Here is a 21,792-nt window from a genome sequence, read left to right as displayed (position 1 = left end):
CTCCTTAATTCAGTATCTGGACGGCCGCGCCGGGCTGCACGCGCTGCGCGCCGTCAGTAATCGCTCGCTCACCGGGCTTCACGCCGGAGGTAATCCGGAACTGCTGGCCGATCTGTCCGGCGACCTTCAGCGGGCGCATTTCGGCTTTGCCGTCGGCGTTAACCACCCAGGCAAAGAACCCGTCGCCGTTCTGCTGGACCGCCGCGGCGGGCAGGGTCAGAACCGGCTGCTCGCTGGCCGGGCGCAGCGTCACGTTCACGCTGCCGCCGGGCAGCAGCTGATGGCGCGGGTTGGCAAACTCGGCGCGCAGCATCACGCTGGCGGTGCGCGGATCGATGCGGTTGTCCACGGACGTCAGCTCACCGCTGACGCGCTGGCCGTTGCTGTCTATGAACGCCTGCCAGGCCTGCTTCATGGCGCTGATATCCGCATGCTGTCCGGCTTTGGTGGCAAACGCGCCCTCTTCCAGCGCAAAGGCGATGCGGATGGGATCGAGCTGCACCACCTCCACCAGCACGCCGCTGGCAGGGTTGACCAGGCTGCCGACGTGGAACCGGCTGTGCCCCACGCGACCGTCGATCGGCGAGGTGATGCGGGTGTAGTTCAGGGTGACATTACGGGTTTCGAGCCGGGCTTTCGCCTGCTCCAGCGCCGCGCTCGCCACGTCCCTTTGCATGCGGGCGTTGTCCACGTCGTGACGGCTGATGGCGTTGCTGCTGCCCAGGCTTTCAAAGCGGGAAAGCTGCTGCTGCGCCTGGCGCAGCGTGGCTTCAGCGCTTCTCACCTCAGCCTGCGCCAGACGAAGGGCGGCGCGCGGCTCGGCGTCGTCCAGCTCGAACAGCAGGTCGCCTTTTTTCACGTACTGCCCGTCGCGGAAGTGGATTTTGGCGATCGCGCCTTCGGTACGCGCGCGCAGCTCAACGGTGTGGATGGCTTCGATGCGGCCCGGGATCTGGCGCTCGGCGGCGTGGGCGGTCTGCTCCACGGTGGCGACGCGAACGGGGATGGCGGCAGCGAATACGGGTTGCAGGGTGCAGGCGAGGAGCGCGAACAGGAGTGGGAGTTTCATGGGAGTACCTCAGCGTTGTTTCTCCCCTCACCCCGGCCCTCTCCCCAAAGGGGCGAGGGAGAAAACCGAGCAGCCCCTTCACCTCAGAGCAGAGGGAGAAAACCGGGCGGTCCCCTCTCCCCTTAGGGGAGAGGGATAGGGTGAGGGGTAAGGTTTTGGTTATGCAGCCTTACGGAACCTGCGGGTCAGTCGCTTCTCGATTTCGACGACGAAGAACATCACGCCCGCTACCGCCAGGGTCACAAACCAGTAGCGCAGCGGCAGGGCTTCGGTGCCGAACAGCATCTGCATCAACGGCAGGTAGATAATCGCCGCCTGGAGCAGGAACAGCACGCCCGTCACCAGCCAGATCCCTTTGTTCGCCAGCAGGCCGCGGTTCAGGGAGAACCCTTCGGTGTTGCGGCAGTTAATCATGTACACCCACTGGGCGCAGACCAGCATCTGCAGCAGCACGGTGCGGATGAACTCCGCGCTGTGGCCGCGCGGGGCCAGCCAGGCTTCCAGCGCAAAGGCGGCGATGGCAATCATGGTGCCGACGAAGGCCACGCGCCACACGGCGTAGGCGTCCATCACGTGCTGCCCGGTCTGACGCGGCGGACGACGCATGATGTTGCGCTCGGCGGCTTCGAAGGCCAGGCCGAAGGAGAGCGTGGCGGAGGTGGCCATGTTCATCCACAGGATCAGCACCGGCGTCAGCGGAATGATGTTCCCCGCCAGCAGCGCAATCACAATCAGCAGCCCCTGCGCGAGGTTGGTCGGCATGATGAACAGAATCGTCTTCTTCAGGTTGTCGTAAACGCGACGCCCCTCTTTCACCGCGCTGGCGATGGTGGCGAAGTTATCGTCCGTCAGGACCATGTCCGCCGCCTCTTTGGTCACTTCCGTGCCCTTGATGCCCATCGCGATGCCGACGTCAGCCTGACGCAGCGCCGGGGCGTCGTTCACGCCGTCGCCGGTCATGCCGACGATTTCACCCTTGTCCTGCAGCGCTTTCACCAGGCGCAGCTTATGCTCCGGGCTGGTACGGGCGAAGATGTCATACTTCACCGCCGCTTCCGCCAGCGCGGCGTCGTCTATTTTCTCCAGCTCGTAGCCGGTGACCGCCTGCTCGCTGTTGGCGATCCCCAGCATCTCGCCGATGCTCATCGCCGTCTGCGGGTGATCCCCGGTGATCATCTTCACGCGGATCCCCGCCTGCTGGCAGGCGTTAATCGCATCAATGGCTTCCGGACGCGGCGGATCCATCATCCCGGCGATGCCGAGGAAGATCAGGCCGTGGCTCAGGTCATCGTGCGTCAGTTCCTGCTCGCCGTTCGCCGGCTTGAACGCCGCGGCGACCATGCGCAGCCCCTGACGCGCATAGCGCTCCATCTCGCTTTCCCAGTACGCGCGGTTGAAGGCTTCCGCACCGTTGCGGGTCTGCTGCTGCGCGCACAGGGCGAAAATGACGTCCGGCGCGCCGGTGATCAGGATCTGCTCCTCACCGCCAATCTGGTAGTGGGTGCTCATGTACTTGTACTGCGAGTCGAACGGGATCTTGTTAACCAGCGTGGTCATGACCGGCTCAAGGCTGGCCTTCGCCGCCAGCACCTTCAGCGCGCCCTCGGTTGGGCCACCGGTGATGCCCCACAGGCCGCGCTCGTCCTGGATCAGCTGGCTGTCGTTACACAGGTCGATGGTGCGCAGGTAGTGCTCCAGCACGGTGCCCGGCTGGATGTGGACCGGCTCATCGCTGCCTTCCAGGTAGATGTTGCCCACCGGCTCGTAGCTGTTGCCGTCCACGTGGTAGCAGGCGTCAGCGGTGATAATGGCTTTAACCGTCATCTCGTTCATGGTCAGGGTGCCGGTTTTATCCGAACAGACCACGGTCATCGCGCCGAGCGTTTCCACCGTCGGCAGCTTGCGGATAATCGCCCGCTTGCGCGCCATCGCCTGCACGCCCAGCGAGAGGATGATGGAGATAATCGCCGGCAGACCTTCCGGCACGGAGGCCACCGCCAGGCTAATCAGGGAGAGCAGCAGTTCGCCCATCGGGATCTCGCGGAACACCAGGCTGAAGACAAACAGCGCGGCCATCATCGCCAGAATAATCGCGAAGATCGCTTTACCCAGCTTGTCCATCTGAACCAGCAGCGGCGTGCGGTGCTTTTCGATACCCGCCATCATCTGGTTGATGTGGCCGAGTTCCGTATCCTTACCGGTCGCGGTGACCACGCCGACGCCGCCGCCCGCGCTTACGGTCGTCCCGGAGAAGACCATATTGGTGCGATCGCCCAGCGGCAGTTCGCCGCTCAGCGGATTAATATGTTTATCCACCACGGTGGATTCACCGGTCAGAATCGCCTCTTCCACGCGTAAATTATGCGCTTCGATTAAACGCATATCCGCCGGAATACGATCTCCCGCGCGTAATACAATAATATCGCCCGGGACTATTTCAGTTGTGGGTAGAGTTTCGTGATTGCCGTTACGAATAACGCGCGCCTCGCTGGAGAGCATATTGCGAATACTCTTCAGGGATTTTTCCGCGTTGCTTTCCTGAATATGGCCAATTAAAGCATTGATTACCGCCACGCCCAGAATTACCAGCGTATCAACCCAGTGGCCCATTATTGCTGTTAATACGGCGGCGGCCAGCAGGACATAAATCAGCACATCATTAAAATGGGCCAGGAAACGCAGCCAGGCGGGTTTGCCTTTTTTCTCCGGCAGCGCGTTCGGCCCTGTTTTTTGCAGACGCGCCTGCGCCTCTGCACGATCCAGACCGCTGGCCTGGCTCTGCGTGTGGGTGAGCACCTGCTCTACGGTCTGCTGGTATGCCAGCCCGCCGGAAGGCGGCACGTTTGGGGACACTTTTTTTTCGGTCATCGTATTTTTCCTTCAATATCCGGTGAACAGAAGCCTGAATTCCTTTCTGGCTAAATAAATTCATTTTTAAGTCTTGCGGGTAAAATTGATCTACCGCAATATAATGACTTCTCGGTTATTCAAAACTGATTAAAACTATTTCGATGGCCTGATTTTTACAAAATATTTCTAAACCAACACTAAACGAGGGGGAACCATGTGGGGTATTTATCGCGGACGCCGACTGGTGTTATACGTTATCGCGGCCATTGTTATTGCCACGTTAATTGGTTATAGCACTTATACATTTGTAAAATTATTTTCCTGACAAAGACATTTATTTACATAACGCGATATTAATATAAATGCCGGGTCGTATTTTGTTATTTATTCCCCAAATAATATCTTGGTTTTTATTCAATAACGTCTTAGTCGCTGATATTGCTTTACGTTACAGGATGCCGGACAATGACATTTTTAACTGACGATTAACATTACGATGAAACACCCGTTAGAATCGCTGCTTACGGCAGGCGGCATTTTATTGCTGGCCCTGCTCTCCTGTCTGCTGTTGCCCGCGCCGTCGCTGGGTCTGGTGCTGGCGCAGAAGCTGGTTCAGACCTTTCACATGGTCGATCTGAACCAGCTTTACACCATTTTGTTCTGCGTGTGGTTTTTACTGCTGGGTGCCATCGAATTCTTCGTGCTGCGTTTCGTCTGGCGCCGCTGGTTTTCACTGGCGTCGTAAGCCAATAAAAAAGCCGGGTGGCGACTTCGCCTTACCCGGCCTGTGATGGCAATTTTTGTGACCCGCCAGGGCGGAAAACAGCTCAGTGCGCCTGACTGTGGTTCTCCTTGCGGTACGCACCAGGCGGCTGGTTGAACGTGCGGGTGAAGATACGGGTAAACGTCTGCTGCGAGTCAAACCCGTAACGCAGGCAGATGTCGTACACCCGAGCGTCGGATTCACGCAGATCGCGCGCCGCCAGCAGCAGCTTGCGCTCACGGATATAACGCCCCAGGCTCTCCCCTTTGTACTGCATAAACAACCGCTGCAGGTGCCACTTCGAGTAGCCCGCGTGGCGGGCAATCTCTTCTATACGTAATGGCTGGTGCAGATTGTCGTCGATCCATTCGACGATAGTGTCGATGACTTGAGCGGAAATGGTCATGCTGCTGTCCCCCTCTGCTTCTCGCTTAAACATTATTCCCACCACGCGCGAAAGGTTTGCGTGGCGTCATTCACCCGCACGGGCTCGCCCAGCGCCGGTGTCAGTAGCCGATAGTTTTTATCCTTGCTGGCTTTAGCCAGCTGGATCAGCGGATCGTTCCACGTATGTTTCGCCAGCACGAAGCGCCCGTTATGCCCGGGCACTACGGCTTTCGCGTTCAGATCCACCGAGGCCTGCGCCGTTTCCTCCGGCAGCATGTGGATGTACTTCCAGTCCTGGTCGTACTGGCCGTTTTCCATGATGGCGACATCCACGCCATCAAACTGCTCGCCGATGGCCTTAAAGTGCGGGCCGTAGCCGGAGTCCCCGCTGTAATAAACTTTCCGATCTGGCGTGACGAACATAAAGCTGCCCCACAGGGTTCGATCGCGCTTGATGCCGCGCCCGGAGAAGTGACGCGCCGGCAGAACATGCACCGTCAGTTCATCGCTGATGCGTACTGACTGGTTCCAGTCGCGTTCGTCAATAATCTCAGGCTTCATCCCCCAGTAGCGCAGATGGGATCCCACGCCCAGCGGCGTCACCACGCGCTTCACCTTCGGCAGTAGCGCCCGGATGGTGGCGTAATCCAGATGATCGTAGTGATCGTGCGAGATAATCAGCAGGTCGATTTCCGGCATGCTTTCAGCGCGCCACGGATATTCCCCGGCAAAGGCTTTATTCAGAAACGAGAACGGCGCGGCATAGTTGCCGAGCACCGGGTCGATCAGGATGCGTTTGCCCGCGAGCTGCAGGTACCACGAGGAGTGGCCGAGCCACACCAGGGTGTTCTCCTCAAGCGGCAGGCTCGCAAGATCGGTTTTCACCAGCGGCAGCGGCTGGGCCGGGCGCGCGTTTTCGGTTTTTTTGGTCAGAAAATCCCACGTCGCGACCAGCATGTTTTTGTCGCCGTTATAGCCCGGCGTCGGCAGCGTGTTGTGGAATTTCCCGTCGCGATACTGGGGAGAGGCCTCCACTTCAGTGAGCTGCTCACCCTGCGGCGGCTGGCCGAATCCGGCATTCAGAACAAACGGTAAACTCGCAGCTGAAGCAATAATCATGATTAACACCACGCAGATGAAGAGAGGTTTTTTCATATCCAGACCCGAAAACGCGCCCCATCCGATAGTTTGCGCGGGGTAAACTTGATTATGAGTGAGTAAGCACTCATTATAGATATGATGATAAAGTCGTCAAGACGTTTTCGATCTTTGACATTCCGCGTTGCAGCGTGTCAAAGCACGTGTTTCAATCAGGGTTTTTATAATTGACAGGGGGGAAAATTTAGTGGCACGTCCGAAGAGTGAAGATAAAAAACAGGCCTTACTGGAAGCCGCAACGGTGGCGTTCGCACAGTCAGGTATTGCCGCCTCAACGTCGTTAATCGCCCGTAATGCGGGCGTCGCCGAAGGGACCCTGTTTCGCTACTTTCCCACTAAAGACGATCTGCTGAATGCCCTCTATCTGCATCTGAAGCAGGATCTCTGCCAGGCCATGCTGGCAAACCTCGATCGCACCATCACGCTTCCCAAAGAACATACCCGCAATATCTGGAACAGCTACGTGGACTGGGGTATTCGTAACCCCGTTTCTCATGCGGCTATCCGCCAGATTGGCGTCAGTGAAAAGCTGAGCGCCGAAACCGAACAGGCGGTGAAAGAGATGTTCCCGGAACTCCATGAGCTGTGCCGCCGCTCGGTGCGTCAGGTGTTTATGTCAGATGAATTTAAAACCTTTGGCGATGCGCTTTTCTTATCGCTGGCCGAATCCACGATGGAATTTGCCACTCGCGACCCTTCCCGCGCCGTTGATTTTAAAGCGCTCGGTTTTGAAGTGATGTGGCGCGGGCTGGCCCAGGAAGAGAGCGATGGACAGTAAATCCTTGCAGGAGCACGCAATGCGCGTGGCCCTTGAGTTGCCCTTCACCGAACACTGCTGGCCGTTTGGTCCGGAGTTTGACGTGTTTAAAGTGGGCGGAAAGATTTTCATGATCGTTGCGGTCGCGCACGGGCGAGCGCACGTCAGCCTGAAGTCAGACCCGGAGAAATCACTGTTAAATCAGCAGATCTATCGCGGGATCGAGCCAGGCTACCATCTGAGTAAAAAGCACTGGATCTCCCTTTACGGCAACGACGACGTGACGCCGGAACTGGTTACCGACCTCATCCGTGACTCCTGGAATCTGGTAGTGGATAAGCTGCCGAAAAAAGACCAGAAGTGGATCCGTCCGGTCTGATTGTTCGTCTGAGACGAACAGATTAAGCGCTCGAATTGCACTTATCTTTTTCCGCGTCCCGCTGTAATCTGCTTTCCTTTCGCGCCCGCGAGCGGGCGAATTTCATCACCAGGAGTTGTTATGGATATCATTTCTGTCGCCCTGAAACGCCACTCGACCAAGGCGTTCGACCCAAGCAAAAAACTGACCGCGGAAGAAGCGGAAAAAATCAAAACCCTGCTGCAGTACAGCCCGTCCAGCACCAACTCCCAGCCGTGGCACTTCATTGTGGCCAGCACCGAGGAAGGAAAAGCGCGCGTGGCGAAATCCGCCGCGGGCACCTATGTGTTCAACGAACGCAAAATGCTGGATGCTTCTCACGTGGTGGTGTTCTGCGCGAAAACCGCGCTGGATGACGCCTGGCTGGAGCGCGTCGTGGATCAGGAAGAGGCCGATGGCCGTTTCAACACGCCGGAAGCCAAAGCCGCAAACCACAAGGGCCGCACCTTCTTCGCCGACATGCACCGCGTGGATCTGAAAGATGACGACCAGTGGATGGCGAAGCAGGTTTACCTGAACGTCGGCAACTTCCTGCTGGGCGTAGGCGCGATGGGCCTGGACGCGGTACCGATTGAAGGTTTCGACGCCGCTATTCTCGACGAAGAGTTTGGCCTGAAAGAGAAAGGCTTTACCAGCCTGGTGGTAGTACCGGTTGGGCACCACAGCGTGGAAGATTTCAACGCCACGCTGCCGAAGTCTCGCCTGCCGCTGAGCACGATTGTAACTGAGTGCTGATCTTCTCTGGCACGCTGGGTTCCGGCGTGCCTGTTTTCAATACCGCATACTCCCGTTGTGTATAAATGCATCCGTTAGCAGGCAAATTATTTGTAACAGCATAGAAATACCTATATCGGAAATTTCGCATACAATTTAATAATTAATAATTACGTTCTTCTATGTGATATCAACCAGTTATAGCCTCTCATCACCCCAATCAATAACTCTCAAAAATATATCCATTTATTTTTTGTCACGCTCACGTTAATTAGTCCCTTCTGGTACCGCATTAATTAATGCACATTTTGTATGAATTGTTACATGTCTATTTTTGGAATCGAGGTTCTGCATGTTTTTATGTGCGTCCATTTCGCATGAAGAGAAATGGGAACACTTTTTCAAGGAATTACAAGGATAGATATATGAAAAATAAAAGTGCAGTGAGCACAAAGGCTAATTCAAAGGTATTGCACGCCAAACTGGCGCCGACCTGCTTTGCGACCATGCTTGCGCTGGGCATGATTATGCCAGCTCAGGCTGCCATCGTGGCAGGTAATACCGATAAACCGGCCATTCATACGGATGCAAGTGGCGCAACCATCGTTGATATCAACAAGGCGAGCGCGGGTGGGGTTTCCCATAACGTTTATTCCGAATTTAACGTCGACAGCAACGGCGTGATCCTGAATAACAGCGGCACAGCAACCAACACCCAATTAGCAGGCCAGATCAATGGCAACGCGAATATGGCCGGCGGCAGCGCTAAAGTGATCCTGAACGAAGTGCGTTCATCCGATCCGAGCCAGCTGAACGGCATGGTCGAAGTGGCGGGCCAGTCCGCGCAGGTGATTATCGCCAACCCATCAGGCATTACCTGTGACGGCTGCGGCTTTATCAATACCAACCACGCTACGCTGACCACCGGTACTGCCACCTACGATAACAAGGGTAATGTTAGCGGTCTGGATGTGAGCAAAGGTCAGGTGACCATCACCGGTAAAGGGATGGATACTCGTTCTACGCAGTACACCGACATTATTGCCCGTTCAGTGAAGGTCAATGCGAAACTTCAGGCTAACGAACTGAATATCGTCACGGGTAATAACCACATTGATAAATATGGCCGTGTGCAGAAGAAGTATGACAGCAGCAATGCCCCAGACGTAGCGCTGGATGTGTCTGCGCTGGGCTCCATGTACGCGAATAAAATCTATATGGAAGGCACTGACGCCGGCGTTGGCGTGCATATCGATCGTTCTGACCTGACGGCATCCGACACGCTGTCAATCAACGTTGAGGGTGTGGTCGAAAACAACGGCGGACGTATCAGCGGTAAAAATTCAGTTACCGTGATGGGAAGTGATGTCCTGAACCATAACGGTCAGATTACCTCTGAGGGTATGGTGTCCGTTACCGCAGACAACACGCTGGACAACACTAACGGCGTCATTAAAGCTGCGATGGTGAATGTTTCCGGCAAAAATACCGTTAACAGCCATGGTTCCATTCAGGGCAGCCAGAATACCTTTATTACCGCTGACTCGCTGGACAACAGCGACGGTGAAATTCTCAGCAATGGCGATTTGACGATCGGCCGCGCCTCCTGGAATTACAACGCGCAAGGCGTGAATAACACCCATGGCCGCATTGTTGCTAAGGGTGCCCTCAGCGTTGACGCTGCCAGCCTGAACAACTCCGCTGGCCGCGTAGAAACCAACGGTGCGATGAGCGTCAATGTCGACACGCTGACAAACGACAACGGTCTCATTTCCGCCGGGAACGGCTGGAACATGATTAGCGCCTCCATGCTGAACAACGATAACGGTGTGATTCAGTCTCTGGGATCTGACAGCCAGCTTCAGGTGAGCGGCAACAACATGCTCTCTAACCGCAATGGATCAATCCACAGTGACGGCTCTGTTTCAATCAATGGCGCGCTGGATAATATGTCCGGCACCATCGCAGCCGAAAAAGACCTCTTTATGTACGGCACGTCCTACTATTCTGACCTTGCCAGTAAGATGGAAGCAGGCGGCAATATCGACATGACCGTGACCGGTACGTTCCAGAACGCCGGAACCCTTAAAGCGGGTCAGGATATGATGTTAACCATCGGTTCTAATGGCTGGAATAACTATGGCGGCCCGGCGCAGAACAGCGGTTCCATCGCGGCCGGCGGTCGCCTGGCGCTGCAGATGAACAGCAGTCAGTTCGACAACAGCGGTGACATTACCGCTAATCAGATGGATCTTCAGCTGGCAGACCTGTCCAACAGCGGCTCGATCGTCAGCAAGAATGATATCAACCTGAACACCACTAGCCTGGAAAACCGGGGCAACGGTACGCTCGTCGCAGACCATAACATCAACATTACCGCCTCTTATCTGATGACCGATGCAGGCAGCCAGATCAACGCGGGTTCTGATGCCATGCTGTTTGTCATGAACAATCTGGACAACAGCGGTGACATCCGCGCGGCGCATGACATTAATCTCGACGTAATGGGCAGCTACGGCTGGTCTCAAAGCACCGCGTATAACTACGGCACGATTGTGGCGGGTAATACCCTGAACGCACAGATGGACCGCGTAACCCTCATCAACGGCGGTACGCTGTCTGCTGATAACGGTATTACCCTGGTCAGCAACTACCTGACCAACAGCGGTAACATCACCAGTGCAAGCGGTATTACGCTGAACACGGCTAACGGCATTAACAACGAAGCCAGCGGTAATATTACCGGCGATCGCGTGTACACCATGGGTTACGTCAATAACATGGGTGTTATTAACGAGACCGGTACAGCAAATCAAGACAACGGTAGTAACACTGCTGATAACAATAATACCAACCCAGATTCAGATACCACGGCGAATAACAGTGGAAATACCACCGTTAAGCCAAACGGTACACCTGAAGGTAATGGCGTTTGGGAAAACGGCGTTGTCTATTATCCGGGCGATCTGTATTACGGGTATCCCATTCAGGATATCGTTTATTACCCAGGCGGCTACTCCATTTATACCGCGTAATCGTTTGAAATAAACCAAAGCCCCATTCATCGAATGGGGCTATCTATTTTTTCGTTATATTCAGGATCCTTCGCGGTCCATAAAGTTATTTACATGACTAATTATCGATCTGGCCTCGTTCTGCTATCACTGCTCGCGTCACTTCCCGACACTGTACATGCTGAACCGGCCACCACTCAGCAGCAGGATCAGGCGAGGCACGAACAGCTTGCACCGCCTGGGAAGTCAGTCCTTTCATCAGAAGGCATGCTCGCAACTGATGCGCTTGCACTGCCACATGAGACAGTGTGCTACGACATTCAGCATCTGAACATCGACAATACGCAGTCGCTTCCTCACTGGCTCACTTTTCGCGATATCATTCGTCAGGCTGAGAATAACTGTATCGGCGTGAAGGGAATTAAAGCCATACATACGGCCGTGCAGAATCGATTAATATCCCACGGATTTATTACTACCCGCGTATTAATACCGGAGCAAAATTTGCACAAGGGAACGTTAACCCTGCGAATTCTGCCTGGACGCGTCAGTGATGTCATTATTCAGGATGAAAGCGGCCTCCCCGTTTATCGCTGGAATAACGTCCCACAAGGGCCGGACGATCTCCTCGATTTACGCGGTCTGGAACAGGGGCTGGAAAACCTGCAGCGTATTCCCGGTTCGCAGGCCAGTATTCGTCTGGTGCCGGGGGAAAATCCTGGCGATACCCGCGTTGAGATCAAGCGCGACCAGCGTAAAGCCTGGCGACTGGGCAGCTGGTTTGATGATTCCGGTAGTAAATACACCGGACGGTACCGGGGGGGCCTGGCGCTGTATCTGGATAACCCCACCTCGCTCAACGATATGTTTTATGCAGCCTATGGCGGTGGCTTCAAAAATGAAAACGGCAAGCGTAACGATAATACCTCGGCGTTTTACTCCGTTCCCTGGGGATACTGGGCGCTGGAACTTTATGCCAGCCAGTACAGAACGACGCAGACTCTCCATAGCGGTGATTTTAACTACCGGTACAGTAGCGATGAAAAGTTAATGACCGCCGCGCTTAACCGCGTGGTTTACCGCAGCGCGAGCCAGAAAACCACGCTGGGCTTTAAAGGGATCAAGCGGGATTCCCGCTACGATCTTAATGACGTGGAAGTGGAGGTTCAGCACCGGGACACCAGCAGCTGGCAGCTCAGCCTGGAACATTTAGCCTATCTTCCCTTCGGTCAGCTTACGGCAAGCCTCGGTTATCAACATGCCGCACCGTGGTTTGGTGAAGAACCCGATGCTGAAGAGATAGTGGGCAGTGCCGACGCGCAGGCGCGCATCATTACGCTGAGTGCAGACGGTACTTTCCCGTTCAAACTGGGCCAGTTTTCCCTCAGCTATGAACCGCATTTCAAGCAACAGACCACTCCGGACAGGCTGACCCAGCCCGATAAGTTCACCATCGGCAACCGCTGGACGGTGCGCGGCTTTGACGGAGAGTCCTCATTGTATGCCGACAAAGGCTGGTATCTGCGCAACGATATCAACCTGAATCTGCCGGTATGGGGAATGCAGCCGTACATTGGCGCAGACTATGGCGAAGTCAGCGGCTCAGAAAATGATTACTGGAGCGGGGCGCACATTGCCGGTGCGGTCGCAGGCGTGCGCGGGATAAAAGGCCATCTGGGGTATGACCTTTTTGCGGGCGTACCACTGACAAAACCGGATGAGATGCATACCAGTCCCGTCACGCTTGGGTTTTCGGTGCAATGGCAGTACTGACACTGAAAGTCTCAGAATGGACGCAGGAGCGTTAGCCCCTGTCGGAGGGGGTAAATACAATCATGATTTACCCTCTTCAGGCTCTAATGAACACGCTGACATCCTCTTTGATTACGCTGGCAAATATATTGCTAAACGCCCGCACGATACGCGTGCTGATACTGTCCACTTTCAGCCTTTACTGGCTGGTGCTACTCCATATCCCCTGGCCTAACAACGGCGATTACGGCATGAACCTGCCGATGAACCTGCTGTGCTGGGGCGTGATGTCCATGCTGTCGCTGCTGGTATGGCTTTTTCTGCGTACGGCAACCGTGCGTATTACACGCACCAGCATACTCATGCTGGCGAGCGCGGTTCTGTTTACGCTGCCGATCCTCTGGTCTCCTTCTGAAGGATTACCGACTGCCCTACCCCGGCTGGTCGGGATCTGGGGCGGAGTGATGTGTTACGTGACTCTGCTTCAGGTTCCTCTTCAGGAGAAAGAAACCACAGGGATTTTTTATCTGCTGGCTATCGCTGCCGTTGTGGAATGTCTGATTTCGCTGGCGGGGATTTACTGCCCGGCGTATCTCCCCTTCCCGCTCAATAACCTGGCTGAAAATTATTCTGGCTACGCACCGGGTATATTTCAGCAACTGAATGTCACCGCTTCATTTCTGGCGACGGGGCTGGTCGCCCTGCTGTTTGTTCTGGCCGATGCTCGATGCGTCTGTTACCGGGTTCGCGCAGAATCGTATCGCCTGCTGTTTATTTGTGTCAGCATCATAGTGATATCGGCCACGCTGGTTGTGTTTCACTCACGCACCGGCTGGCTCGGCGGGTTAATCGGCATTCTGTGCGTATCGGTGATGTTCAGCCACCCGCGTTTTCGCGTTAGAACGACACGTTGCCGCCGCCTGCTGGTGGTCCTTTTGCCGTTCGCGGGTGGGCTTTTAGGCACGCTGCTGCTGAATCAGCCTCTGGACGCATCCCTCGCGCACGAAAGCTCCAGCAATCAGCGGATGTTAACCCTGGAATACACGCTACGTATGATCGGCGTTCATCCTTGGCGGGGCTGGGGGTTAGGAATGTTTGAACCCGCCTTCCAGAATTTTATGGCCGCGCTGCCGTTCGATAATCCAAGCCGGGAAATGATGCAACACCCGCACAATGAGACGCTGTTTATCTGGGCGGAGGGCGGCGTGATGGCGCTGGCGGGCGGGCTGTGTCTCCTGTGGGGCTGGATAGTTCTTTTCCTGAGGCGAAAAAGCCTGTGGCAGTGGGCGGCACTGCTCACCACCTTGCCGATTCTGCTGCACACTCAGGTGGAGTTTCCACTCTATTATTCCGTGGCGCACTATTTTGCCATTCTTATTTTAATGGCCTCGGCAGACGGAGAACTCCGCACATTTCAGGTTCGCAGTTCGCGGTTACGTTGGCCGCTGGTGTTCATCGCACTGTATGGCTTAGTGCTTTCTGCACAGCTTTTTTTTGCCAGCATTGTGCTGGGAAATTTTGAGACGGGCAGACTTGCTTTCCCTGAGAGCATTACCGGTTTACACGTGCCGGAACTCATGCAGATGCGCTATCAGCGCGATCTTAGCCAGCTTCATTTGTGGCATTTCAACCGGTCGGGCGATATCGATGAGCTGGAAAAGTATGCCGTTGAAAACAGGGAGTGGATTACATTGCATATGGTCGAGGATGCCTGGAACGATCAGGTCAATATTATGTCCTTTTTACAGCACCAGAGCGAAGCTGAGAAATTAAAACTCCAGGCCCACCGGTTAATGCCATGGGACGATCGTTTTAAACCATAAGGGATCCAAAACGCTTTCAGCCGCGTTTATTAACGCGGCTTTTTTATATGTGGAATTACGTCCTGAAGGCAGATCCACGTATTCCTCCCTCTCCTCAGAATGTCATCACTCCTGCAGTTTAAAATAGCCTATAGCGAGGTACGTCCCAGCAAAAATACCTTCTGGCATTGCGGCTAGAGACAACAGGTTTTGGCGGTACGCCGTTGAAAAGTATAGTTGAAGCGGGAAGAAGAATGGTATCGACGCTAACTCTGCGTAAATCGCCCGAATCAAACCCGTTCAGGGCAAGAATTGGGAATAAAACGAGGAAGAAAAAATGAGGCCGGGCGTCCTGCCCGGTCGGTCATTGCGGACGTTACTGGTAGATGAGTTCCAGAACTGCCGTGGCATTTGCTGCGCCAGGACGAATTGCTTCTTTAGTTTGAATATAGCGAGCGGTAATAGGAAAACTTTCTTTCCCGCCGGAAGATTTTTTCAAAGTAATGAGTTTGTTGATTTCAAGCGGCGTACCATTATAAAGAAGCTGTACGCCTACACCATCTGCAACGCCGTTCTGGCCCTGATTGCCACTGAGTGCCAGAATACTCTTTTCGGTTGAATCAGGGTTCTGTACGCCATTAAGCTTAATATTGATATTTGCGTCGGCATTGCAGTCCAGCTTAAGATCCACCGTGCTCGTCTTATCAGGAGTAGAATTCACCCCTTTAAATTCAGTTGTGAGTACGTCTCCGATCGGAAAGGACAAGCCATTGCCTGATTCAATTGAACATGCCAAAGAGTTAATATTCCCTCCCGATGTATTTATGTTAAAGAGAACAGTGCTTGTTTCTAAATTGGTCACACGGCCTATTTCGCCTGCCGCCAGCCGACCCGAAGTAATATCACCAGTTTTTACTAAATAAACGGTTGCAACATTACTTGCTGTCCAATACGTATACGAACTGTAACCAGTCGGGCTACTGAAAGAATTATTCTTCCCTGGATTCTCGAAATAATCGTAAGCTCCGGCACCTGAATGGGTATAAGTAAACACCTTAATGCCGACGCCCGGAATGTTTGTATTATAAACGGATGCAAGTGATGTTTTAGTTGCACCGGCATAATTCATCTTCATCTCTTGCGTGCATGTACCGCTGCTTGCATTGATACCTATCGTCGCCGGGACGGAAACCTCCTTCTGCAATAACACGGTGCCTACCGGCACATCTCTTTGTATATTAAGAACGTTAAAGGTAAAATCTGCTACCTGGCCTTGACCACTTAGACTACAACTAGCATAGCTATAACTACAAAACAAAAAAGCAATAAGGAAAAAAAAGATATTTCGATTCATAACACATATCTCATAAAAACCTAAAGTCAGATCAATCCTTCTTTAGTTACTGAAAAAGAGAATACAATGAACTTGTATTAAATATGAAACAGAAAAGCCATAAATCTGTCATTGGCCGTTTCACTCATAATTTATGACAAACGTCACCGTCACATTCGTGCTTCCCGCCGTAACGCTGTCTTTTACAGCCGTATAACGCGCCGAGAAATCCAATACCGCCTCAGCCTGCTCCGGTTTCAGTGCTACACCCGTGCTGGTTTTCCCCGGTGGGACAGGCTTACCGTTACCGTCATAGATTCCCAGTGCCAGACCACTGACTGAATCTGAACTGACGTCAATAGCGAATAAATCAGAGTTTAGTGAATCCGCAACGCCCGAAAAGGTAACGGTGGCTTCACTTGCCGCCGGTCCGCAATGTTCCAAATTAATGGAGAATGACTTATCGGGTGAACTGTCTCCTGCTTTCCTGAATTGTTTTTGTGCCATCACCCCCATATCCACAACGAAATTTTGTGAATCAGAAGCAATTTCGCAAGTGTTATCCTGAATAACACCTGCAATATTCACCGTTCCGTCATGGGCCTGTGACAGGCCACAAAAAATCATCACTAACCAGGAAATAAACTGTATCTTATTACATTGAATCATGACCAGTAACTCATTGATATGATAAATCAAAAAATAACACCGCTGTCGCATCACCAGGCGTCACAGGATATTTTGTTGATTTGTAACGCAACAGAAAGGAGAGCGTATTTTCTCCCTCATCCAATGGAAATGTCTTCGATTCGGACTTATTAAAAGGTATGGTTTTGCCCCCGTTATCCAGCAATTCAATACCAATACCTGTAGCGAGTGTCGTTCCTGTTTCAGTTTCGCTCAGAGCGAGTAATACTGGATTGTCAGCATCGGGCGTACCCGAAAACTTAACCGAAACTGAAGCCAATTTACTGTAACAATTTGAGAGATTAATATTCATCGCTTTGAATGCAGAATTACTGCCGACAGAGGGAAAATCCTTACCTGAAAATGAGCCTATAGTGATTTTTTTTGTGAAAGCAACCTCACAGACGCTTGCCACCACATCGCCGGAGATGGTCAGGGTACTTTCGCTCGCCTTAGCCGGGAATATCCCTGCCACAGAAAAAATAAGCAAGAAAAAACATAACACATTATTTTTCATGGTTTCCTTCCCTATTAGCGACAAATCAATTTGATCTGCGTAATCGCTGTATTTTCTGCTTCAACAGGAAGTTGATAGCTTGCGTTACAGGTCATGTTGCTGCCCTCTCCCCACTGCACCGTGAATGTGCCCTTTTGCGCCAGGCCGGATAGATAAACCTGTCCATCCTCTCCAACAATGCTGCCAGTACCATCGTCACGCGTGACGGTCGCCCCAAACGGAACAGGCTGGTTATTATGCAGCAACGTTATCAGTGCACGGCTACCTACATGGGCCTTGAAGGAGACGCGAACCAGAGCACCTTTTGTAGGAACAACATCTGCTACCGTGTCCTCAAGATCAACTTTGTCACCCAGTGTTGTGGTGTCCAGGCCTATACGGTTTTTACGGTAGGTCGTTGCGAAAGGCACAACAGCATATCCACGCCAGTCCGTTTTCACGCCGGTGGAGTTTTCAACTTTAACGTTATCCGCACCCGGCGCTTCAACCAGGACATTCGTTTCCCCTAGCGGCTGGCTCAGAGTAATGCCGTGTCGATGCGCCACGATGCCGCCCGCAACGCCGTAGGTCACCTGCTGAGAATTACTGCTGTCGTAGCTGTAACCTACGTTGGCATTACCATATCCGCCCTGATAAGCAAGGCTGGCATTACCGCTATTACCTGTACCCTGATTACCGTAGCCCTGCTGAACGCTGTAGCTCAGGTTATTGCCTTCCAGCAGAGTACCGCTGATCCCGGCGTTCTGGGTGACGCTACCGTGGTTATCGTGGTTCATGCTGTATGTCGCAAATGCGTTATTTGACGACGAGGCTCCCTGCGCTGAGAGCCATTTACCGATCGGTAACGACAGGTTGAATGCAATCATTTTGTCGGCTACGGGTTGGCCGGACATCTGGCTGTAGTTGTAGCTCAAACCGATATTAATATCCTTCCAGGTGGTGTTATAACCAAACTGCACCAGCGTATCTTTATCATCGTTATGCCAGTAACTTTGCTGGCTTCCGCTGAGATAAATGGAGCCAAAACCACCCAGTTGTTGAGAAATATTGACCTGCAACTTTCCGCGCTTGGTGTAATAGAGGTTGTAGTAGTCGAACCAGTGCGGCACATCGTTGTTATCATCATCATCCTCGTTCAGCGGATTGCTGTTGTAGCCATCCATGTGCTTGTACGTAGTATCCGTAAAGGTGTAATAGCCTGACGTTGAATAGCGATAGCCCAATAACTGGAAGTTAGTTCCTATTTCGTTTAACGATTTTGCATAAAGCAAACGCAATGACTGACCGCTATGCTCGGTCTCATCAATAAGCGTACTTTGGGCGTGAGTGACATCCGCAGACAGCGCGCCCCAGTGGCCCATATTGACCCCCGTCCCGATCGCCATTGCCTTGTAGTTGTCAGACAGCTGTGCGCCGCCATACAACGTAAAACCATGCGGCAAGCCCCAGCTTAATGTTCCTTGTGTGAAAGAGACTTGATCTTGCTGTTCGTTGCTGGTGCGGTACTTCGCGGCTGTGGCAGAATATTTCAGACGACCTTCGCGCTGTAGTAACGGGACGGCGGAATAAGGGACAGAATAGGAGGTAATAGCACCATCCTGCTCTTTTACTTCTACCGTCAAATCCCCGCTTGAGGATGTCGGAAAGAGATCGTCTATTGCAAAGGCGCCAGGCGCTACGTAAGTCTGATAAATAACGTATCCGTTTTGTTTGATCGTCACCTGAGCGTTGCTTTTTGCAATACCGCGCACCGTGGGGGCGAAGCCTTTTAGGCTGTCCGGCAACATATTGTCGTCTGAGGCCAGCTGAACACCACGGAAGCTAACGCTGTCAAACACGTCACCACTGGTATAACTGTCACCCACCGTCAGTTCACTTTTCAGCGAGATGATCGTGCGTTCCAGAAAACCACTAATGTGTTGCCACTGGCTGGTTGTCTCTCCATTACTACTGGTGCTACGGTTAAATGTAGAATAGTCACGATAACGCCATGCTCCCAGGTTTACGCCGCCGTTTAGCCCCAGAAAATTGCTGCTACCTTCGCCGCTGCTGTCTTTTCGTCTGGAGCCATTCAGGTTGTAGTTCAGAAGCAGGGCGTTAATCCCCTGATCCCATTTTTCCGGAGGAATGTAGCCCCGTGCGCTATTTTTAAGCGCAACCTGTGGCACACTGAGATCCAGGCGCTGCTTGCTAAAATCAAAACTGGCTTTAGCCCCCTCAATCAAAGTCGCGATGTCGATACACTGTCCGTCTACAGACTGTTTTCGGTCTTGCGGAATACTCAGATCGAGCCCCAGGCCGCCCAACACCTTCTCAGATAAACAGGCCGTCAAACCTGTATCATCGGAGGATGACGGGGCACTGGAATTCTGCGTTTGCCGGGCCTGAAACTCGACATCATGACTGGTGATAAAATCATTATTGAGATAGATGTCTACGCGATATATCCCAGGGGCCTGGCTGCCGTCGTTTTCAAAGCGGGATAGATCGGCAACCTGATTTTTGCCATCCGCTAAAAAAGCCGGATTAAAATAGTTCTCTGCATGCAAAACACCGGGAAATAAACCCGTTCCAATAACTAAAGCTAATGGAGATAACCGCCAGCAGACTGCATTAATCATTCGAGCTTGTTTTCGAAGTTTCATAACATCTTATGACCTGTCTGCATTACGCATTGCATGTTAGTGCTGGGGTTACTGCGCCATAGTCATTCATGGTCTGGAAAGAGATACTGCCCTGGGCATTATCTGGCGCCGTTACCTGAAGGTTACCCATTGGGGGAACCATGTTGTTCGGCAATGCTTTCCCTCCAACGCTGAATTTCACCAGCGAAACAAAATAGGGAGAAGGGTTTGTAATGGTGATGCTTTTTCCACTACGCTGGCAACGCAGCGTTGCAGGTGCATCCATTGATTTCATTTTTAAATGCGCAGGGCGAACAAATAATTTGATCACACTTTGCGTAGCGATCTGTAAGGTATTACCCTGAAGTTGTTTTTTATCGAGTGAAGGTATTGCTTTGTTATTGAAGTAAAATACTGACTCGCGATCTTCCGGAAGTTTTGGGCCTACATACATGATGCGCAGAACGTTCGCTTTTTGAGGCTTCATCACAAACAATGGCGGCGTCACGGTAAACTGTGTGGATTTATTACCCTGGAGATCGGACACCCAAGATTGTACCAAAAACGTCTCTTTGTTATTGGTGTTAACAACATTGATGCTGGTTTGTTTTTCACCCAGCGGATAAATGATTCGGGTGGCCCCCAGTGCGATCCCTTCTGCATAAACAAAATGACTATTTCCCAGACAGAGCATTGGCAAGAGTAACATTGAAATAAGGGTTTTCATTTTTAAAAAATCCAAAAAAAAATAAAAAAGCATCCTGGTGAGCACTTATCCATTTTTACTTACTGATAAATCACCGAGAAAGTGACGGCCGCACTGGCATCCCCCGCCGTAACGGGCATCGATACAGAGCGATATCGTGCGGTAAACAGTAATGTGTTCTCTCCGGCAATCAGCGGCATTTTTGCGAGAGGTTGGCTATCAGGAATTACCTGGTTGCCTCTCATATCAAAAATACCAATTCCGACGCCCTTTGCAGCACCAGAGCCAAAACCTGCCTGAAAGACCTGTGGATCCTTAAGATCAGCCAGTCCGTTGAAGGTGACGCCTGCCGACTCGCTGGTTGAAGTGGCACAATTTTCAAGCTTAATCCAGAAGGTGACCGGTTCCGCCCAACTTCCTGGCCCTAAAAATGAACCGGTACGGACTTGACCCATCATGACACTCTGGTCAAAACTCTGCGTATCAATTGAACATGAGCTATTAACCACAGCACCATAGAAATGCACTTTTCCCACGGTTGATATATCGCTGCTAATACTTGGCTGAATAAATAGCAGTTGAACGAAAATTATCAGTGCTATCAGACGAAACATGTTTATCTCAATAAAAAATAATGATGAAGCGCCAGAAATATCCCCCCCGGAATTCCAGAGGGGGATAAATAAAGCAATCAGGAATAGATGATCTGGAATGTTGCAACAGCTTCAACAGCACCCGCTGTTGGTTCATCGCCAGTTGTCAGATAATCAACACTCATAGGAATGGTGTTGTCGCCTTTTGACAGCGGAATGGTGTCAGATGCGGTTCCAGAGTTAACATCCATCGCCTTACCATCTGGCCCAAACAGGCGCAAAGCCACGCCAGTTGCTCCGCCAGAACCTGCGGTGTTAGCCAAAGCACCTGCAGTTACAGCGTCAGACTGACCGCTGAAACTGATAGCGGCATTCGTATAAGTGCTGACATCGCAGTTAGTCAGGGTCACGTAGAACGGCTTAGACTGGCCAGAAACGGCATCTTTAGCGCCGAGGCTTTTCAACGTAATTTGATCAATATGGACAACCTGGTCTTCAGATTCCAGGGCAACAGCGCACGGTGCGTCTACCACAGAACCCATAAACTTAATATTACCACCGTTGACGGTCGTAGTGCTTGCCGCCTGTGCACAGGTGGCGCTTGCCATAATAGATGCCATAACTACAGCGAACATATGCTTCTTCATT

Annotated in this window: 18 protein-coding genes; 7 read left to right on the top strand and 11 right to left on the bottom strand. The window is 52.6% G+C overall.

The genetic code is table 11. The features are described 5' to 3' along the window. Nucleotides 1-4: 4 nt before the first annotated feature. Nucleotides 5-1,069, bottom strand: a complete 1,065-nt coding sequence (locus HB664_RS08680) for an efflux RND transporter periplasmic adaptor subunit (protein ID WP_202761332.1) — start codon at nt 1,067-1,069, stop codon at nt 5-7. Nucleotides 1,070-1,228: 159 nt separating this feature from the next. Further along, entirely contained in the window at nt 1,229-3,937 is a 2,709-nt protein-coding gene (locus HB664_RS08675) for a cation-transporting P-type ATPase (protein WP_219940646.1), read from the bottom strand. A 478-nt stretch (nt 3,938-4,415) separates the two neighbouring features. On the opposite strand from HB664_RS08675, the gene HB664_RS08670 reads away from it, so the two are divergent. Then, nucleotides 4,416-4,664 carry a DUF1158 domain-containing protein gene (locus HB664_RS08670; RefSeq protein WP_013097677.1) on the top strand — a complete coding sequence of 83 codons (249 nt, stop codon included), beginning with the start codon at nt 4,416-4,418 and terminating at the stop codon, nt 4,662-4,664. Nucleotides 4,665-4,746: 82 nt separating this feature from the next. Here HB664_RS08670 and HB664_RS08665 read toward each other — a convergent pair whose 3' ends face one another. Together HB664_RS08665 and HB664_RS08660 are read right to left on the bottom strand one after the other, a co-directional pair. Beyond that, nucleotides 4,747-5,088, bottom strand: coding sequence for a RamA family antibiotic efflux transcriptional regulator (locus HB664_RS08665; protein ID WP_029741711.1), 342 nt, complete (start codon nt 5,086-5,088; stop codon nt 4,747-4,749). Between the two features lie 32 nt (nt 5,089-5,120). Further along, complete coding sequence (locus tag HB664_RS08660) at nt 5,121-6,224, bottom strand: MBL fold metallo-hydrolase (protein ID WP_094935784.1); 1,104 nt, start codon at nt 6,222-6,224, stop codon at nt 5,121-5,123. Nucleotides 6,225-6,414: 190 nt separating this feature from the next. Here HB664_RS08660 and HB664_RS08655 point away from each other — a divergent pair, with 190 nt between their 5' ends. The 6 genes from HB664_RS08655 (at nt 6,415) to HB664_RS08630 (ending at nt 14,705) form a co-directional block, all read left to right on the top strand. Further along, a complete protein-coding gene (locus HB664_RS08655; RefSeq protein WP_039264021.1) occupies nt 6,415-7,005 on the top strand; it encodes a TetR/AcrR family transcriptional regulator in 591 nt (196 codons plus the stop codon). Further along, on the top strand, nt 6,995-7,363 hold the full coding sequence (locus HB664_RS08650; protein ID WP_219940645.1) for an MmcQ/YjbR family DNA-binding protein: 369 nt from the start codon (nt 6,995-6,997) through the stop codon (nt 7,361-7,363). Before HB664_RS08655 ends, HB664_RS08650 begins: the two co-directional genes overlap by 11 nt. Nucleotides 7,364-7,483: 120 nt before the next feature. Continuing rightward, nucleotides 7,484-8,137, top strand: coding sequence for an oxygen-insensitive NAD(P)H nitroreductase (nfsB, locus tag HB664_RS08645; RefSeq protein ID WP_033144849.1), 654 nt, complete (start codon nt 7,484-7,486; stop codon nt 8,135-8,137). Nucleotides 8,138-8,541: 404 nt separating this feature from the next. Then, a complete protein-coding gene (locus HB664_RS08640) occupies nt 8,542-11,151 on the top strand; it encodes a filamentous hemagglutinin N-terminal domain-containing protein (RefSeq protein ID WP_219940643.1) in 2,610 nt (869 codons plus the stop codon). A gap of 93 nt (nt 11,152-11,244) precedes the next feature. Beyond that, the gene (locus HB664_RS08635; RefSeq protein WP_219940642.1) at nt 11,245-12,903 is read left to right on the top strand and encodes a ShlB/FhaC/HecB family hemolysin secretion/activation protein; all 1,659 of its coding nucleotides are present in this window, start codon (nt 11,245-11,247) and stop codon (nt 12,901-12,903) included. A gap of 86 nt (nt 12,904-12,989) precedes the next feature. Continuing rightward, nucleotides 12,990-14,705, top strand: a complete 1,716-nt coding sequence (locus HB664_RS08630) for an O-antigen ligase (protein ID WP_219940640.1) — start codon at nt 12,990-12,992, stop codon at nt 14,703-14,705. A 355-nt stretch (nt 14,706-15,060) separates the two neighbouring features. Here the strand turns inward: HB664_RS08630 and HB664_RS08625 are convergent, their stop codons facing one another. From HB664_RS08625 to HB664_RS08595, 7 genes are all read right to left on the bottom strand, one after another. Next, on the bottom strand, nt 15,061-16,038 hold the full coding sequence (locus HB664_RS08625; protein ID WP_219940638.1) for a fimbrial protein: 978 nt from the start codon (nt 16,036-16,038) through the stop codon (nt 15,061-15,063). A gap of 120 nt (nt 16,039-16,158) precedes the next feature. After that, nucleotides 16,159-16,716, bottom strand: coding sequence for a fimbrial protein (locus HB664_RS08620; RefSeq protein WP_219940637.1), 558 nt, complete (start codon nt 16,714-16,716; stop codon nt 16,159-16,161). Then, nucleotides 16,697-17,221 carry a fimbrial protein gene (locus HB664_RS08615; RefSeq protein ID WP_112778350.1) on the bottom strand — a complete coding sequence of 175 codons (525 nt, stop codon included), beginning with the start codon at nt 17,219-17,221 and terminating at the stop codon, nt 16,697-16,699. The genes HB664_RS08620 and HB664_RS08615 overlap by 20 nt, the downstream gene beginning before the upstream one ends. A 14-nt stretch (nt 17,222-17,235) precedes the next feature. Then, on the bottom strand, nt 17,236-19,866 hold the full coding sequence (locus HB664_RS08610; protein WP_219940636.1) for a fimbrial biogenesis usher protein: 2,631 nt from the start codon (nt 19,864-19,866) through the stop codon (nt 17,236-17,238). Between the two features lie 22 nt (nt 19,867-19,888). Further along, the gene (locus HB664_RS08605) at nt 19,889-20,572 is read right to left on the bottom strand and encodes a fimbria/pilus periplasmic chaperone (protein ID WP_112778353.1); all 684 of its coding nucleotides are present in this window, start codon (nt 20,570-20,572) and stop codon (nt 19,889-19,891) included. Between the two features lie 59 nt (nt 20,573-20,631). Then, nucleotides 20,632-21,165, bottom strand: a complete 534-nt coding sequence (locus HB664_RS08600) for a fimbrial protein (RefSeq protein WP_219940634.1) — start codon at nt 21,163-21,165, stop codon at nt 20,632-20,634. A gap of 77 nt (nt 21,166-21,242) precedes the next feature. Then, complete coding sequence (locus tag HB664_RS08595; protein WP_112778347.1) at nt 21,243-21,791, bottom strand: fimbrial protein; 549 nt, start codon at nt 21,789-21,791, stop codon at nt 21,243-21,245. Nucleotide 21,792 lies beyond the last annotated feature (1 nt).

Source organism: Enterobacter sp. DNB-S2, assembly GCF_019443845.1.
GTDB classification, from domain to species: domain Bacteria; phylum Pseudomonadota; class Gammaproteobacteria; order Enterobacterales; family Enterobacteriaceae; genus Enterobacter; species Enterobacter asburiae_B.
This window is presented reverse-complemented; position numbering and strand designations above follow the sequence as displayed.